Genomic DNA, 14,842 nt, shown 5'->3' with positions numbered 1-14,842 from the left:
CACACAACAAAAAATCTAACCATGTTCAAGCGCGATGTTCAAGCGGGAAGCGCTGTAATGGAGAGGGAGAGTGAGTTGACAAGTATTTCATCCAATGCGGTTCTCATCATCATTGATGTCCAGAAGGCAATTGATCATCCCCGTTGGGGACGACGCAACAATGAGCAAGCAGAGGCAAATATTGCACAGTTACTGCATGCTTGGCGTGAAACTCAGCGCCCAGTCGTTCATGTTCGACACCTTTCAACGGAGCCAGACTCAACCTATCGCCCTGGACAAGCAGGGTGTGACTTTAAAGATGCTGTACTGCCAAAACCAGGTGAAAAAGTTGTTGATAAACACGTCAATTGTGCATTTATTGGCACTGATTTAGAACAGTGGTTAAGAAGCAACAACTATCAAACTTTGATTGTGACGGGTGTAATCACAAACAACTCCGTTGAAGCAACAGTCAGAGTTGCAGGCAATCTTGGGTTTGATACCTATGTTGTCTCCGATGCTACAGCGACGTTTGACAAGCGAGATTTAGACCAAAACCTCTACCGGGCAGAGCAGGTTCATGCACTTTCCTTAGCGAACATGCATCAAGAATATGCCACCGTGATTGATACACAAACTTTGATGCAACGCTTGTAATTACGGCAGCATCATGGATTTCTACCACCATTAGACTCTTGCAAATTCAGTGTTTGAGATTAGGGTGGGCGGGGGCAAAGCCCCCGCCCACCCTAATCTGCAAGAAATTTATTACAATTCACCGGGTTGATGTCTTCTGCCCACCTCGTTCAAGTTTGGTTTTCTGCAACTGATTGGGGTGTCTAGACCGATTTTTACCGGCAATATGGAGAAGACGAAGAAATTTTGGACATTCAAAATGGTTTGGTGCTTTGCAAACGGCGGCATGACGAAGCCCATCCCGCATTGAAGTAAGTTCCTTGATTTTCTTGTCTAGCTCGTCTGCTTTCGCGGCAAGCAAAGCTCTATTAATTGCAGGACCTTCCGGAGTAAACATTTCAGCGATCTCATCCAGCGAGAAACCAGCACTCCGCCCCAACGATATTAAAGCAAGCCGATCGATGACATCGGCATTGAAAAGACGGCGTAGCCCACTTCGTCCATTAGACTGAATCAGCCCCTTCTCTTCATAAAACCGTAGCGTTGAAGCGGGTAACCCTGATGCCTTTGCAACTTCAGATATATCCATCATGTCCTTTTCTCAACTCGCCCTTGACCTCAAGTTAACTTGAACTTGTATTGTAGCGTTATACGCAACTTTATGAGCTAGATACAGATGTTTGAACTTGCCTGGATCGTGTTGTACATTGCCTTGGGCAGCTTTGTTGGGTTTATGGGGGGCTTGCTCGGTGTCGGGGGTGGTGGAATATTGGTGCCGTTGCTGGCATCCATCTTGGTCTACCAGGGTATGGGTGGAGAAGATGTCATTCACTTAGCCCTGGGCACATCATTAATGTGCATGATCATTTCTTCGATCGCCAGTATTCGCGCCCATATGTCTCGGGATGCTGTGGTGTGGAAGGTAGTTGGTGGCATGGCACCCGGAATTATCTTGGGCGCTTTACTCTCTACTCAGGTCGCTGCCCATCTCAACTCCGCTTACATTGCTCTATTTTTTGCCCTGTTTATGGCGCTTGTAGCCGTGCAAATGTTTGTAAATTGGAAACCAAAACCTAGCGTGAAGCCAATCACCCTGCGTGGATTACTGACTGCCGGAGTTGTCATCGGCTCGGTATCCGCACTCGCTGCCGTAGGGGGTGGTTTTCTTACCGTTACCTACCTGAGCTATAAAAATATCAGCATGAAAAGCGCTGTCGGTACTTCATCTGCAATTGGCTTGCCCATCGCGATCGCAGGAACAATTGGTTACATGATTAGCGGCTGGTCTAAGACATTGAATGATCCCTATACCATTGGCTTCATTTACCTGCCTGCATTTTTTGCCATATCGATCGCTAGCTTCATCGCGGCTCCGTATGGCGCTCGTTGGTCACATCGTTTGTCGGAAGCTTATTTGAAAAAGATATTCGCCGTTATTTCACTCATCCTCAGCGTCAAGATGTTACTTTCATTTGTCGAATTCTGATCTATAGCAATAAGGCGATCGCCCCAAAGTTGTAGTGCTGCTGTCATGATTGCAAGTAGTCCAACCCATGCCCAACGTAGCCCATCCTGATAGGGGCATTAAATATTCTAAGTAGTCCTAAAAAAGTAATGATTTTGTTGCGCGGGCGTCGTCCGCATAACAAATCACTACTTGAATACTAACCATGTTCTGTCCATGAAAATATACGGAAGAATTCTACCTATCCAACCATTTTGGAGCAATAGACAGAAGATTCTATTTATCCACTTAATTTTGGCAGATAGGCAGAATCCTTCAGCCTCTATAAATTATACTTAGTCATCTTCACCATTAACTTTCATATTCATAAGGAAAGAATTACTGATTTGGAGTCAAGAACATGGACAACCAAGGCGAGATCAGTCTCGACAAGCAACAGTTAGAACTTGAGCAAAAACGTTGCGATCAAGATAAAGAGCTTAAACTCAAGGAATTAGACATCTTGAGTAAGCAGTCTAAAGGATCACAGTGGATCGTTCCTATCATCGTTGCCCTTGTAGGGGGTGGTATTGGCCTCATCAATAATATTGTGAACAGCCAACAAGCTCTGCAACTTGAACGCGAAAGGCAAGAAGGAAGTCTTATTTTAGAAGCAATTAAGACAGGAGATACAGAAGCGGCGGCAGCGAACTTGCTATTTCTATCTAGTTTAAAGCTAATTAGCTTGACTGATGATCAGATTAATTCTCTTGGCCAGAGTGCTGGCGAAAATCCATTACCATCTCTGCCCCCACCCTTGTCTGGATCCTCACAAGTACCCAGCGTCGATGAAGCTAAGGGTTTCCGTGCCATTTTAGAAGGAGATTTAGAAAATGCTCGTCGTTTGTTTGAAACAGCTTACAATGTATACCCTACCTACCACAACGTAGATGAGATTTACCATCGAGTTCTGACACAAGATCGTGTTAGAACTTATACCATTGGTTCTTCTAACGAGAAGCAATCAATTCAGCGTGAAATTATGCAAGAAATTGTTACGAATTATAGTTGGGGTATGCCTAAAGATTTATTAGATGAGATGAAGTCAAGGTTGGTAAGTTGAATCAATTAATTACTTCGAGAATCCAGTTTTTCTGAGCTATTGTTACGGTCACTGGTTGGGACGCATCGAAAGCTTACCTGCTGATGTTCAAAGTTGGAATTAACAGATGACCATGACCATAGTTACCTACAGACTTCCACAGATTGGAGACGAGCATCAAATCAGTGGTTGTATGTGGGCTTCTGCGGATTTATGGGAACTTACTGATGGCACACCCGAAAGCGTTGCCGAATGGAACAAGCTATGTAGTCTAGAAGAATTAAGAGACAGAATCTTAAGTCGTGAGACAACGCTAGTTGCAACATGGCATGAAATCGTTATTGGATTTATTGCTTTTAAGAGGAGCAATCATTTGTCATTATTGTTCGTCCGAAGAGAATTTTCTGGGCAAGGAATCGGTCGAGAACTCTTCACCCGCTGTAGCCATAGATTCGATGAAGTCACCGTTAACGCCGCAGAAAAAGCAGTTGGCTTTTACCAGAAAGTAGGCTTTATCCAAAGCGGCGATCGCTTTTTCAAGCATGGATTATGGGGAGTCCCGATGAAATGGATCAATCTTGCACATGACGTTATGAAGTAGCCCCATGGAAAACCTGTCACTGCTATCTATCCTTCAAACATTAGAGTGCGAATTGCATCAGCCCCAATGCCGTCGGGATCGAGAGCGCTTGACACAATTGATTGCACCTGACTTCAAGGAGTTCGGTCGCTCAGGGGCTTCATACACACGCGATCGCCTGTTGATGTCACTGCCGACGGATCCAGAACCACCACAGATCTATGCCCAGGACTTTGCCATCAACCAACTTTCAGACGCGATCGCCTTACTCACCTATCGATCAGCTCATATACACCCATCGGGAGAGTTGTTCCGGCATACCAACCGCTCATCAATTTGGCGGCTTAGTTCGTCAGGTTGGCAACTGGTATTTCACCAGGGTACGCCTACAGATCCGTTTGAGCAATCTGCGGTTTAAGCACTCTGATGCATGAGCATGGCTTAACATCGGGATGAAAGTGAACGTGAACCCCTTGGGTTCACGTTCACTTTCATTCTCAAAATCAGTAGCGCTGGCTATAGCCATTCTCAATGGCATGAAGTACAAGGTATTGAGAGAGCTGCGCGGAGTGCGGCTCTCTCAACATTAGGTGGATTGGTTCAGGCGATAGCCCATACTGTGAACGGTTTCAATGAAGTCTTCAGCAGCCCCTGCTGCTTTGAGCTTTTGGCGCAGTCCCCGAATGTGAACTTTGACAGTATGCTCTTCGGGGGGAGAGTCCAGGGACCAAACATGTTCAATCATCAAACTGCGGCTAAGAACTCGGCGACCGTTGCGTAGCAGTAGTTCTAAAAGACCATACTCTTTGGGTGTCAAATGAATGGGGGTCTTGCCATAGTTGACTTCGCAGGTGCTGGGGTTGAGGCATAAGGCACCCCATTCCAAAATCGGGGATGCTGTCACACTGCCCCGCCGCAGCAAGGCACGAATGCGGGCAAACAGCTTTTGTAAATCAACGGGTTTAACGATATAGTCATCCGCACCCACATCCAGCCCATCAATTTCATCATTAATGGTGTCACAAGCCGTCAGCATGAGGATGGGCAAGGTATATCCGTGAGATCGTAATCGTTGACAGAGCTTCATACCATCTAACTCTGGCAACATAATGTCAAGTATCATCAAGTCGTAGTCCAGCACGTTTGCTTGATGCCAGCCAGATTCTCCATCCGTCACCATATCGACCACATAGCGCTGGTCAGTCAGGGCTTCTGCTAGGGTTTCTGCAAGACGGATATCATCTTCAACCAAAAGAATTCTCATAGTCTGGTGGCAGGGGAAATGAAGCAAACCATTGGTGGTGGATGAGTTCAATCGGGGATAGTCCTAGCAATGTAATGCTTTTTTGTGGCGCGGGCGACGCCCGCGCCACAAAAAAGCATTACATCAATACCATTGCCCAATCGGGTTCTTCGATTAGTTTGGGTGTGATCGGAGATGATCAAACGCGCTATTCAAGGCTCATCCATTAGAATTTTACAAGTTAATGCGACCCTACATCTGAGCCGAGTCTTCATCACAACTCCAGCCCAATCACAGATTGGAATCAATAATCTTAAATAAATACAACGGAATTTCAAGATTTATTACCATCTCCGATTCTTTCCGTTTTCTTTACCATTTCCTGACCCATTTCCTTACTTTTGATATGCGATCCTCATAGCTTGAAAGGGTCATGGGATAAGGTGACTTCTCCCATGAGCTGTCGTATTTTCCCGGAGAGCATCATTCAATGCCATTTGGATTCGCATCGCGTTTGGGGCTCAGCCTGTTCGATGAACCCCCAGCTCAAGGAGAGGGATAACGGTGAAATCTGAGCAGAGGGTTTCAAACCTAAGTCCCCAGCCATGACGCTAACAGGCGTTATCCCTGAGCGCCTTGCGGTCGATTGGGCTTTGCAGCAGACCATTGAGGATCACAACTTAATTAAAACCCGGACGTTTATGTTTAGAAGCGCGGCTCCGCCGCGCTTCTAAACATAAATCTTCGGTTTTAAGAAATCCACGCTCCTAAGAGGTTGATTCCCCGGTTTGCGGCGAAAGCACAAACCTATCAATACCGATTCGAAATCATCAAATTCATTACTGTTGGAGAAATAGCCATGTCAATTCCCTTATTAGAATATGCCCCCGTCTCGCACAATCATCGAGTCAATGGGTTTGAAGTTCCCGGTGATGAGCAACCTCGGCTCTATACGACTGATAACCTCCTGGCAGCCTCAGAGCTGGACGATTTAATCAAGGCAGCCTATCGCCAGATCTTTAATGAACAACAGATGCTAACTCATCATCGCCAGCATTTTTTGGAGTCACAGCTGAGATCTGGTCAGATCACCGTTAAAGCCTTCATTCGCGGATTGGTGTTGTCTGACTCTTTCCAGCGGCTCACCTTTGAGAGCAACAATAACTATCGCTTTGCCGAAATTTGTGTTCAGCGGGTTTTGGGGCGCAACGTCTATGGCGATCGCGAAAGGATTGCCTGGTCAGCCGTCATTATGACCAAGGGAGTTCACGGCTTTGTCGATGAATTACTCAACAGCAACGAGTATCAGAGCACCTTTGGCGACAATACGGTTCCATATCAACGCCGCCGCATTTTACCGCAGCGCACCCAGGGAGAAGTCACCTTTGCGCACATGGCTCGATATGGCACAGATTACCGGAATAAACTTCCTAAACCCAATCTACGAGGACTCTGGGTCAACCGTCAGGCTACCGATGGCTTATTTACTCAAGGCGAACAGTTTGACTGGCAAACCTTTACAAACCGTGCGAACTGGCCCGTTGTAGGAGGTCTCTTAGTCTCGCTTTCTATAGTCTTGGTGGGGCTAGTATCTATTTCCCTATCGGCACAATAGGGCATCGCTGAATAGCAGGATGCCTTTGAACGGGAAACCCTCGGTTTCCCGTTCAAAGGCATCCCCCAAATCAGCAACGCTTACCATAGAAATCTGAATCGCTGCTGATTTGGGCTACGAAATTTGGTGTGAGTGCCGCGCTCTGCGCGGCACTCACACCAAATTTCGTAGCTGGCTTAAGCAATGCCAGATTCAAAATCATCAAGATTCGAGCGTGATGTTCTAGATTTGTGGTTAATTGTTTGGGAAGGCGCGCAGTGCGCGCCTTCCCAAACAATTAACCATCGCCAATGCCTATGCCATTACTGAGTTCTTCCCTTTGGGTTGCGATCGGCATTTTTCTTGGTGGGCTATTCCTGGGTGGAATGTATCGATATTTCAACCAGGAAATCACCCGTCGTCACCGTGCTACAAACGAATTGCGCCAGCAGAGCGATCGCGAACGGCTCGTGTATCAGATTGCCCAACAGATTCGTCAATCTCTCAATCTAGACGACGTGATGGCAACCACGGTCAAGGAAGTTCAACGCTTTCTGCATGCCGATCGCGTCCTAATTTATCGCCTGTGGGACAACGGTACCGGCTGTGCCATTCACGAAACCGTCTTATCGCCCTATGTCAGTATTTTGGGGCAACTATTTCCCGAAGAGGTCTTTCCTCAGAAGTACCATCAGGCATACTCTTTAGGGAAAACTCGTACCATTACCAATGTTAACCAGACCGATGTGGAAGATTGTCTGGCAGATTTTGTCAAACAGTTTGGTGTACAGGCAAAACTGGTGGTGCCGATTATCCAGGAACGTCGTCAGCAGCCTCCGGCAGCAGAGTCCCAAGCCCCTGTTGAGTCTCATCCCTACCTCTGGGGTTTACTGATTGCCCATCAGTGTAGTCATCCCCGGCAGTGGGAACCCTGGGAAGTCAACTTGACCAGGCAACTGGCAACTCAGGTGGCGATCGCCATTCAACAATCCGAACTCTGTAACCAACTCCAGCAACTCAATACCCAATTAGAACAGCGAGTCCAACAGCGCACCGCAGAGTTAGCCACAGCCAACGCCTCGCTACGAGCAGAAATTGCCGAACATCAACGCACCGAAATTGCCCTCCGTCATACCAACGACACGCTACAAGCCCTGGTGACAGCCTCTCCCCGCGCCATCCTCATGCTCGATCGAGACGGCAACATCAAAATTTGGAATCCAGCAGCAGAGCAAATGTTTGGCTGGACAGAAGCAGACGTGATCGACCGTCCCAGCCCAATTCGTCTGGACGAACCGCTAGAGGATTGTGCCACTCTCCAAAGCAGCGTTCTGCAAGGCAAAACCTATACCCGAGTCGAACTCCGTCGCCACAAAAAAGATGGTACTGCGATCGACCTGATTTTCTCCGCTGCCCCCTTGCTCGATACCAACACACAGATTAACGGCATTGTGGCTGTCATTGCCGACATCACCGAACAAAAACAACGTGCCGAACAGTTACGATTGCTGCAATCGGTGGTGGTAAATACGAACGATGCCGTAATTATTACAGAAGCCGAACCGATTGACGAACCTGGCCCGCGTATTATTTATGTGAATGAAGCCTTTACCCGCATCACCGGCTACACCCCCGATGAAGTATTGGGCAAAACTCCTCGAATTTTGCAAGGTCCTAAAACCGATCAAACAGAACTTCAGAAAATTCGTACAGCCCTGGCACGTTGGGAATCAATCACTGTAGAAGTCATCAACTATCGCAAAGATGGATCGGAATTTTGGAATGAATTCAACCTGGTTCCCGTCACCGATGCCAAGGGCTGGTATACCCACTGGATTGCAGTGCAGCGCGATACTACTGCTCGCAAACGTGCCGATGAAATTCGCCTTGCCCTGGAACGAGAAAAAGAACTCAATGCCCTGAAAACGCGCTTTTTCTCAATGGCATCCCATGAATTTCGCACACCCCTGAGTACGGCTCTGGCGGCGGCTCAAGTCTTAGAAAACTCTGAAGATGAATGGAATAATACAGAAAAACGATTGCGGAATCTTCGCCGAATTCAAGATTCCGTGAGAAATATGGTGCAATTGCTGGATGATATTTTAACGATCAACCGCGCCGAAGCGAAAAACCTGGCATTCAATCCCAAACCGCTCGATCTAGAGGAATATTGCCGCCATTTGATTGAAGAAATGCAACTTAGTGCTGGCACTCAACATACCCTAACCTTTGTTTGCCAGGGAACGGCTTCCCCCGTCAATCTGGATGAGAAGTTGATTCATTCTACCGTGTCCAACTTGTTGTCTAATGCAGTGAAGTACTCTCCCAAGGGGGGACATATCCTCCTGGCGTTAACCTTTGAAGTAGATACCGTGCAACTTAAAGTGCGAGATGAGGGAATTGGGATTTTGCCGGAGGATCAACCTAAGTTATTTGAACCATTTCATCGCGGTAAAAACATTCACACCATTCCAGGCACAGGGTTGGGATTGGTGGTGGTCAAAAAATGTGTAGAGCTGCATCAAGGGACGATTCAAATCACCAGTGAAGCAGGCGTAGGCACAACATGTTTGGTTACACTTCCATTGAGATAATCTATGCGTAGATTTTTGTTTATCAGTCATCCAAACGTCGTGGTCAGCCGTGAAATTCCAGTGCCCCAGTGGCATCTGTCTGCCGTTGGACAGCAACGGATGCATGCCGCACTTGCCCAACCCTGGATTCCTGAGATTTCGGCGATCTATTGCAGTACCGAGCAAAAGTCGATTGATAGTGCAGAAATTCTAGCTCGGCATCTCTCGCTTAACTTCACAGTGGTGCACGACCTTCGAGAGAACGACCGATCTGCAACCGGCTTTCTTCCACCCGATGAATTTGAAACTGTGGCGGATCAGTTTTTTGCTAACCCCACTGCATCAGTGCGCGGATGGGAAACAGCGGTAGCAGCTCAACAGCGAATCGTCCAAGCAGTTAAGTCCATTGCCGTGGCAGACCCTACACCGGGAGCGATCGCTATTGTGTCTCACGGTGCCGTGGGCACATTGTTGTATTGCCACCTGTCAGGGCAACCCATTTCTCGGCGATGGGATCAGTTGCCCAACGGAGGTGGCAACTACTATGCATTCCAGATCGACCCAGATCGTGTCTTCTCTGGGTGGAAGCCAATTGATGAAATCGGGGTTTGACAAGTATATTGCAGCAATATCAAGATAGTCGATAGGAGCTTGGGATGACTCGCTACCGTTGAGCATATACGGATGAATTATATTTTTTGCAAATGGCTACACAACTGAGCGATCGCTCCAGAATCCTAATATTATAGCGCTGTGCAGGTTGATTCAGTACGGTGTTGTGGGGCGCGGAGCGCCCCACAACACCGTTTCTGTACTTAACGAACTTGCATACTGCTATATTATTCGACCGATATTCGTGACGTAGATTTTTATATGAAAACCCGCAAGCTTTCTCATCATGAAACAGAGACAATTGCTGAATATCTTCAAGCAATGCTCGATGAGATGGCATCTTTTGGTGGTCATGTGTTTCAAGATTCTGATTCAGGTTCACACTGGTTGAGCGATTGTATCCGATCGCAGATCAACTCTCCTGATCACCTTTTTCTCGGTGTAGAACTGGATGTTGCATCAAGCCAATTGATCGGTATCCTCGAAGCTAGTATTGCTCATTCACCTCCCGTGTTCTTACCCAAATCATCCCTGCATATCCACACGATTTATGTTATTCCTGCATATCGACGATCTGGAGTTGCGCGATCGCTGATAGAAGCAGCATTTCAATGGGGTCGAGATAAGGGGTGTATAGAAGTTGACCTTCATGTCTTGCAAAATTCGCCTGCAAAATCGTTGTATGAAGGTTTGGGGTTTGAAGCTTTTCAGATAGAGATGCGGCGAAAACTATGAAGGTGCAGAATATGCGTGATCATGGCTTCTGTGAACTCCCTTTTTTACTTTCATGCCAACGAACGACTCTGACCTGCAAATCCAAGCTCGAAGGATTTTAGACGAAATCGCCTTTATCTCCTTTGAGCGGTGCCAACCATTAAGCCGAGAGTTTATTAGTATTCCTGCTCGTCCCGGTATTTATGCAATTCGGCACAAGACTGATGGACTACTCTACATTGGCAAAACAAAGAGTTTACGCGGTCGCTTTATTGGTGGGCATAAAGCTTTTTTGTGGGCATGGCTCGACAAATACGACGATGAAGATGTGCGGATCGCAGTACAACCCATTTCGCATTGGGAAAACCCCGCGCTACTATTGGAGCTAGAAGCCATCATTCTAAGAGCCACTGAACCCCCTTATAATGCCCAGATTCCTACTGAAAGGTGATGCTATGCAAGCCAAACTCCAAGAGCAAATTTCTCCGGCTGATGCTGAAGTCATTTTAGGGCGATTGCCTGAGCGAATTCGGATGGCTCTGATTAAGCATGCTGCTGAGATTGAATATCCCATCGAAGCAGTGATTGAGATGGCGATCGCAAGTTTCCTTGATTCCGAGGCGTTGGGTTTTGCAGATTGCAAGCCAGGGCGAGGTCAATAGAATTGTTTAGTTGACAGTCGCACGGTCTAACGATGCTCCTGCACACCGAATGCTGAAAGTTGATCACTAATAATGCAGAGGTTATCTGCAACGGGTAATAGGCACCGTTATACTGCTTAGGTCTCAGTGATGAAAAAGCCGGAAGCGAATCTGTTTGAAACTTGGGTTGCAAGCTATTCTGAAGCCTGGTACTGGGATGACGCCTTCTAATGAATGTTCTGACAATAAGGTGTAGGCTAAGATCAAAGAGAACTTTTCTAATGGATAGCTGATATGAAAGCCACAGCGCGCGTTATTCATAGTGACCCTGACATCCTGGGAGGAACTCCTGTGTTTGTGGGAACTCGTGTGCCAATGAAAACGTTGCTTGAATATCTTGAAGCGGGTGATTCACTCGATGAATTCTTAGATCATTTTCCGAGTGTTGGGCGTGAGCAAGCGATCGCAGCTCTTGAGTTGGCAAAGGAAATGCTGACAGCTTATGCGAATCCTGCTTGATGAATGTGCTCCACGTCCCCTTAAACGTGAACTGGTTGATTACGACATCCGTACCGTCGTTGAAATGGGATGGTCGGGGAAAAAGAATGGTGAATTACTACGGCTTATGAATCAAGAGGGCTTTACGATTCTGCTTACAACGGATCAAAATTTGCGATATCAGCAGAACTTAGAGCAAGCTGGCGTGGCAGTCGTCGTTCTTGTAGCACGAAGTAATCGGTTGCCAGATTTAGTGCCTCTGATACCTGATGTTCGTAGTGTGCTGATTACGATTGCTCCAGGGGAGGTAATCGAAGTTCGAGGTTCCTACTCGTAAAGTAAGCGGCGCAGCATGGCAATCCTAATGCACGCCAACCAACGAGAGTTTATTGGTTGGAATCCAAGGCTATCCGTGGCGGATGATTTGGATCGTTAGCTCGCTTTCTAATTGCGATCGCCCTTTATATAAAACAAGATGAATCATTTCAACCTAACTGAGTAAGGTGATGGCGAAGTCTAGCAATCGCTCCAGAATCATACTGTTGTTGTCATGATGGCGATCGCCAATTTTATAAAGTACTTCAAGTCGAAAGTGTGATGGTGTGGATGCTTGTTTGTGTCAGCGTGGCAATGCCACGCTGACACCACTGATTGATCCTGAAAATTTAGAACAGGTTCAGGTCGGTAACAGCACCTAAGCTGCTGGAAGAAACAAGCTTGGCATACTTAGCCAGTGTACCTGTGGTATACCGGGGTTTGGGTTGTTGCCAGTTGGCTCGGCGACGTGCCAGTTCTTCGTCAGAGATCTCAAGTTGCAGCAAGCGGGCATCGGCATCAATGGTAATGCGATCGCCTTCTTCCACCAGTGCGATCGTGCCACCTACAAACGCTTCTGGAGCCACATGCCCCACGACCATGCCGTAAGTGCCACCAGAGAAGCGCCCATCGGTAATTAAGCCGACCGAGTCGCCCAAACCTGCCCCAATGATGGCAGAGGTGGGTGCCAGCATCTCGCGCATTCCAGGCCCACCCTTGGGACCTTCATAGCGGATCACCAGTACGTCTCCTGCCTGAATCTTACCGGCGAGAATAGCATCCAGACAGGCTTCTTCGGATTCAAATACTCTGGCGGGACCTGTAATCTTACGATTTTTGATCCCTGTCAATTTGGCTACCGAACCTTCGGTTGCCAGGTTGCCTTTCAAAATGCCCAGATGCCCCTGGGGATACATGGGTCGATCCCACGGACGAATCACATCTTGATCGGGTCGGGGTACATCGGGAATGGGTGCCAAAATTTCGCCAATGGTTTGTCCGGTGACGGTGATGCAATCTTCGTGCAGCAGACCGTGTACCAACAGCATTTTCATTACCTGAGGAATGCCACCCGCTTTATGCAAATCAGTGGCTACATAACGACCCGACGGTTTGAGGTCACACAGAACAGGGACTCGTGCCCGAATGGTTTCGATATCATCCAGCGTCAGTGGAACGTTAGCGGTATGGGCGATCGCCAGAAAGTGGAGGACGGCATTAGTTGATCCGCCCACTGCCATGATGACGGAGAGCGCATTTTCAATGGATTGACGGGTGATGATCTGGCTGGGTAGCAATTGCTTGCGAATTGCGTCTACCAGCACCTCAGCAGACTTGGCTGTGCTATCTGATTTTTCAGCATCTTCGGCTGCCATGGTCGAAGAGTACATCAAACTCATGCCCATGGCTTCAAAGGCGGATGACATGGTGTTTGCAGTAAACATTCCTCCACATGATCCGGCTCCCGGACAAGCATGACGCTCTACTTCTAGCAGTTCATCTTGGGGAATCTTACCGGCACTGTATTGACCAACCGCTTCAAACGCACTCACAACTGTCAAATCACACCCGTTGTAGTATCCCGGCTTAATTGTGCCACCGTAGACAAAAACAGCAGGAATATCCATCCGGGCGATCGCAATCATTGCCCCCGGCATATTCTTATCACATCCCCCAACTGCCAGTACACCATCCATACTTTGGGCACTGCAAGCAGTCTCAATGGCATCAGCAATCACTTCGCGGGAGACAAGAGAATACTTCATGCCCTCGGTGCCCATCGAGATGCCATCACTCACGGTAATAGTGCCAAACATCTGTGGCATTGCCCCCGCTTCGCGCAGCGCACCCTCTGCCCGTTTTGCCAGATCGTTTAACCCCATATTACAGGGCGTAATCGTACTGTAGCCGTTGGCGATGCCCACAATAGGCTTTGTGAAATCCTGGTCACCAAATCCAACTGCACGCAACATTGCCCGGTTTGGGCTGCGTTGGACACCCTGGGTGATAGCTTGGCTTCTGCGATTTTCTGGCATGAATCTGTCCTTCATTCTGTTTAAAGCGAACAGCTTAATCAGTAGATGCTCACATCACACTGAAGCTACACTTTTTCTAATCTTCGCAGGATTAATGATTTTCAGCAAAGACCCGTTCGACATCACCACGGCGATACATCCATGTGCCATTTTTTCCCTGACCGACGTAGCGTGAGGTGATCCCAGCTGCTTCTAGCTGCGATCGCCCTATTTTGATGGAACATCCTAATAAAGCGACAGCTTCCTTTAACGGCAACCACTCTCGCGCAAATTTGGCTAAGAGAATTTCATCAGATTCAGTGATGATTTCTGATAACAAGCGTTTGGCTAATAGCCAGCAAGCACGGGCATCCGCTTCTGCCCGATGGGATGCGCCCACCTGAAACTGAAAATGTCGAACCAACACGGGCAAACTGCGAGACGGCAAATCGGGCAGCATTTGACGAGCCAGTTGCACGGTACAAAGCTGTTCTGTTTCAGACCGAATTAACCCGAGTCCTAACCGAGTAAATTCGGCTTTTAGAAACGAATAATCAAACTCTAAGTTGTGGGCTGTCAAAATGCCCGATCGCAATCGATCGAGATATCGCGGTAAAACATCAGCAGCAACGGGGGCGGCATTCACCATACGTTGCGTGATCCCCGTAAACTGTACAATCTTGGCAGGAATTTGAGTTTGAGGATTGATCAGATCCGTGTATTGATGATGAATGCCCTCTGCCAAAGTCGCCTGAAGTACCGAAATTTCTGTAATACGACTATTGGAAGCAAGGATACCTGTGGTTTCGACATCAACAACCGTCAGCAGTTGTTGAGCAATCTGGCGATAGTGGAGGAGGAGGTCTGGCGATCGCATCTCATACCTATCCGTAGAG

17 protein-coding genes are annotated in these 14,842 nt (G+C 47.6%); 13 read left to right on the top strand and 4 right to left on the bottom strand.

Going from position 1 to position 14,842, the window contains the following annotated elements; translation table 11 throughout:
* Positions 1-75 precede the first annotated feature (75 nt).
* Positions 76-636 carry a cysteine hydrolase family protein gene (locus tag ACR6Z4_RS15240; protein ID WP_479718144.1) on the top strand — a complete coding sequence of 187 codons (561 nt, stop codon included), beginning with the start codon at positions 76-78 and terminating at the stop codon, positions 634-636.
* A 118-nt stretch (positions 637-754) separates the two neighbouring features.
* On the opposite strand, the gene ACR6Z4_RS15235 is transcribed toward ACR6Z4_RS15240, so the two are convergent.
* Positions 755-1,204: a helix-turn-helix domain-containing protein gene (locus ACR6Z4_RS15235; protein ID WP_479718175.1), complete on the bottom strand. Its 450-nt coding sequence runs from the start codon at positions 1,202-1,204 to the stop codon at positions 755-757.
* A gap of 87 nt (positions 1,205-1,291) precedes the next feature.
* Between ACR6Z4_RS15235 and ACR6Z4_RS15230 the strand changes: the two genes are divergently transcribed.
* The 4 genes from ACR6Z4_RS15230 to ACR6Z4_RS15215 all read left to right on the top strand — a co-directional run bounded on the left by ACR6Z4_RS15230 (position 1,292) and on the right by ACR6Z4_RS15215 (position 4,159).
* Positions 1,292-2,101: a sulfite exporter TauE/SafE family protein gene (locus tag ACR6Z4_RS15230; protein ID WP_479718143.1), complete on the top strand. Its 810-nt coding sequence runs from the start codon at positions 1,292-1,294 to the stop codon at positions 2,099-2,101.
* A 379-nt stretch (positions 2,102-2,480) separates the two neighbouring features.
* Positions 2,481-3,182: a hypothetical protein gene (locus ACR6Z4_RS15225; RefSeq protein WP_479718142.1), complete on the top strand. Its 702-nt coding sequence runs from the start codon at positions 2,481-2,483 to the stop codon at positions 3,180-3,182.
* A 106-nt stretch (positions 3,183-3,288) separates the two neighbouring features.
* Positions 3,289-3,762 carry a GNAT family N-acetyltransferase gene (locus tag ACR6Z4_RS15220; RefSeq protein ID WP_479718141.1) on the top strand — a complete coding sequence of 158 codons (474 nt, stop codon included), beginning with the start codon at positions 3,289-3,291 and terminating at the stop codon, positions 3,760-3,762.
* 4 nt (positions 3,763-3,766) lie between these two features.
* Entirely contained in the window at positions 3,767-4,159 is a 393-nt protein-coding gene (locus tag ACR6Z4_RS15215) for a nuclear transport factor 2 family protein (RefSeq protein ID WP_479718140.1), read from the top strand.
* Between the two features lie 168 nt (positions 4,160-4,327).
* On the opposite strand, the gene ACR6Z4_RS15210 is transcribed toward ACR6Z4_RS15215, so the two are convergent.
* Complete coding sequence (locus ACR6Z4_RS15210) at positions 4,328-5,005, bottom strand: response regulator transcription factor (protein WP_479718139.1); 678 nt, start codon at positions 5,003-5,005, stop codon at positions 4,328-4,330.
* Positions 5,006-5,843: 838 nt separating this feature from the next.
* Here ACR6Z4_RS15210 and ACR6Z4_RS15205 point away from each other — a divergent pair.
* From ACR6Z4_RS15205 to ACR6Z4_RS15170, 8 genes are all read left to right on the top strand, one after another.
* A complete protein-coding gene (locus ACR6Z4_RS15205; protein WP_479718138.1) occupies positions 5,844-6,599 on the top strand; it encodes a phycobilisome rod-core linker polypeptide in 756 nt (251 codons plus the stop codon).
* Between the two features lie 296 nt (positions 6,600-6,895).
* Positions 6,896-9,172, top strand: a complete 2,277-nt coding sequence (locus tag ACR6Z4_RS15200) for a sensor histidine kinase (RefSeq protein WP_479718174.1) — start codon at positions 6,896-6,898, stop codon at positions 9,170-9,172.
* 3 nt (positions 9,173-9,175) lie between these two features.
* On the top strand, positions 9,176-9,763 hold the full coding sequence (locus tag ACR6Z4_RS15195) for a histidine phosphatase family protein (RefSeq protein WP_479718137.1): 588 nt from the start codon (positions 9,176-9,178) through the stop codon (positions 9,761-9,763).
* A 261-nt stretch (positions 9,764-10,024) separates the two neighbouring features.
* Positions 10,025-10,498, top strand: a complete 474-nt coding sequence (locus ACR6Z4_RS15190; RefSeq protein WP_479718136.1) for a GNAT family N-acetyltransferase — start codon at positions 10,025-10,027, stop codon at positions 10,496-10,498.
* Positions 10,499-10,550: 52 nt separating this feature from the next.
* Positions 10,551-10,928 (top strand): GIY-YIG nuclease family protein, encoded by a 378-nt coding sequence (locus ACR6Z4_RS15185; RefSeq protein WP_479718135.1) that lies wholly within the window; start codon positions 10,551-10,553, stop codon positions 10,926-10,928.
* A gap of 4 nt (positions 10,929-10,932) precedes the next feature.
* Complete coding sequence (locus tag ACR6Z4_RS15180; protein ID WP_479718134.1) at positions 10,933-11,139, top strand: hypothetical protein; 207 nt, start codon at positions 10,933-10,935, stop codon at positions 11,137-11,139.
* A 273-nt stretch (positions 11,140-11,412) separates the two neighbouring features.
* Positions 11,413-11,637: a DUF433 domain-containing protein gene (locus ACR6Z4_RS15175; protein ID WP_479718133.1), complete on the top strand. Its 225-nt coding sequence runs from the start codon at positions 11,413-11,415 to the stop codon at positions 11,635-11,637.
* Entirely contained in the window at positions 11,621-11,953 is a 333-nt protein-coding gene (locus ACR6Z4_RS15170) for a DUF5615 family PIN-like protein (protein WP_479718132.1), read from the top strand. Before ACR6Z4_RS15175 ends, ACR6Z4_RS15170 begins: the two co-directional genes overlap by 17 nt.
* Before the next feature lie 328 nt (positions 11,954-12,281).
* Here ACR6Z4_RS15170 and ilvD read toward each other — a convergent pair whose 3' ends face one another.
* The gene (ilvD, locus tag ACR6Z4_RS15165; RefSeq protein ID WP_479718131.1) at positions 12,282-13,967 is read right to left on the bottom strand and encodes a dihydroxy-acid dehydratase; all 1,686 of its coding nucleotides are present in this window, start codon (positions 13,965-13,967) and stop codon (positions 12,282-12,284) included.
* Positions 13,968-14,058: 91 nt separating this feature from the next.
* Positions 14,059-14,823 (bottom strand): 3'-5' exonuclease, encoded by a 765-nt coding sequence (locus ACR6Z4_RS15160; protein WP_479718130.1) that lies wholly within the window; start codon positions 14,821-14,823, stop codon positions 14,059-14,061.
* Positions 14,824-14,842 lie beyond the last annotated feature (19 nt).

This window comes from Calyptranema fuscum S582, from assembly GCF_055793305.1.
The sequence above is the reverse complement of the archived record's forward strand: the minus strand, read 5'-3'. Positions and strand labels throughout refer to the sequence as shown.

Excerpts from the sequence above, each read along its gene's own strand:
- ACR6Z4_RS15235 (WP_479718175.1), bottom strand. The coding sequence starts at position 1,204 with ATGGATATATCTGAAGTTGCAAAGGCATCAGGGTTACCCGCTTCAACG.
- ACR6Z4_RS15230 (WP_479718143.1), top strand. The coding sequence starts at position 1,292 with ATGTTTGAACTTGCCTGGATCGTGTTGTACATTGCCTTGGGCAGCTTT.
- ACR6Z4_RS15225 (WP_479718142.1), top strand. The coding sequence starts at position 2,481 with ATGGACAACCAAGGCGAGATCAGTCTCGACAAGCAACAGTTAGAACTT.
- ACR6Z4_RS15220 (WP_479718141.1), top strand. The coding sequence starts at position 3,289 with ATGACCATGACCATAGTTACCTACAGACTTCCACAGATTGGAGACGAG.
- ACR6Z4_RS15215 (WP_479718140.1), top strand. The coding sequence starts at position 3,767 with ATGGAAAACCTGTCACTGCTATCTATCCTTCAAACATTAGAGTGCGAA.
- ACR6Z4_RS15210 (WP_479718139.1), bottom strand. The coding sequence starts at position 5,005 with ATGAGAATTCTTTTGGTTGAAGATGATATCCGTCTTGCAGAAACCCTA.
- ACR6Z4_RS15205 (WP_479718138.1), top strand. The coding sequence starts at position 5,844 with ATGTCAATTCCCTTATTAGAATATGCCCCCGTCTCGCACAATCATCGA.
- ACR6Z4_RS15200 (WP_479718174.1), top strand. The coding sequence starts at position 6,896 with ATGCCATTACTGAGTTCTTCCCTTTGGGTTGCGATCGGCATTTTTCTT.
- ACR6Z4_RS15195 (WP_479718137.1), top strand. The coding sequence starts at position 9,176 with ATGCGTAGATTTTTGTTTATCAGTCATCCAAACGTCGTGGTCAGCCGT.
- ACR6Z4_RS15190 (WP_479718136.1), top strand. The coding sequence starts at position 10,025 with ATGAAAACCCGCAAGCTTTCTCATCATGAAACAGAGACAATTGCTGAA.
- ACR6Z4_RS15185 (WP_479718135.1), top strand. The coding sequence starts at position 10,551 with ATGCCAACGAACGACTCTGACCTGCAAATCCAAGCTCGAAGGATTTTA.
- ACR6Z4_RS15180 (WP_479718134.1), top strand. The coding sequence starts at position 10,933 with ATGCAAGCCAAACTCCAAGAGCAAATTTCTCCGGCTGATGCTGAAGTC.
- ACR6Z4_RS15175 (WP_479718133.1), top strand. The coding sequence starts at position 11,413 with ATGAAAGCCACAGCGCGCGTTATTCATAGTGACCCTGACATCCTGGGA.
- ACR6Z4_RS15170 (WP_479718132.1), top strand. The coding sequence starts at position 11,621 with ATGCGAATCCTGCTTGATGAATGTGCTCCACGTCCCCTTAAACGTGAA.
- ilvD (WP_479718131.1), bottom strand. The coding sequence starts at position 13,967 with ATGCCAGAAAATCGCAGAAGCCAAGCTATCACCCAGGGTGTCCAACGC.
- ACR6Z4_RS15160 (WP_479718130.1), bottom strand. The coding sequence starts at position 14,823 with ATGCGATCGCCAGACCTCCTCCTCCACTATCGCCAGATTGCTCAACAA.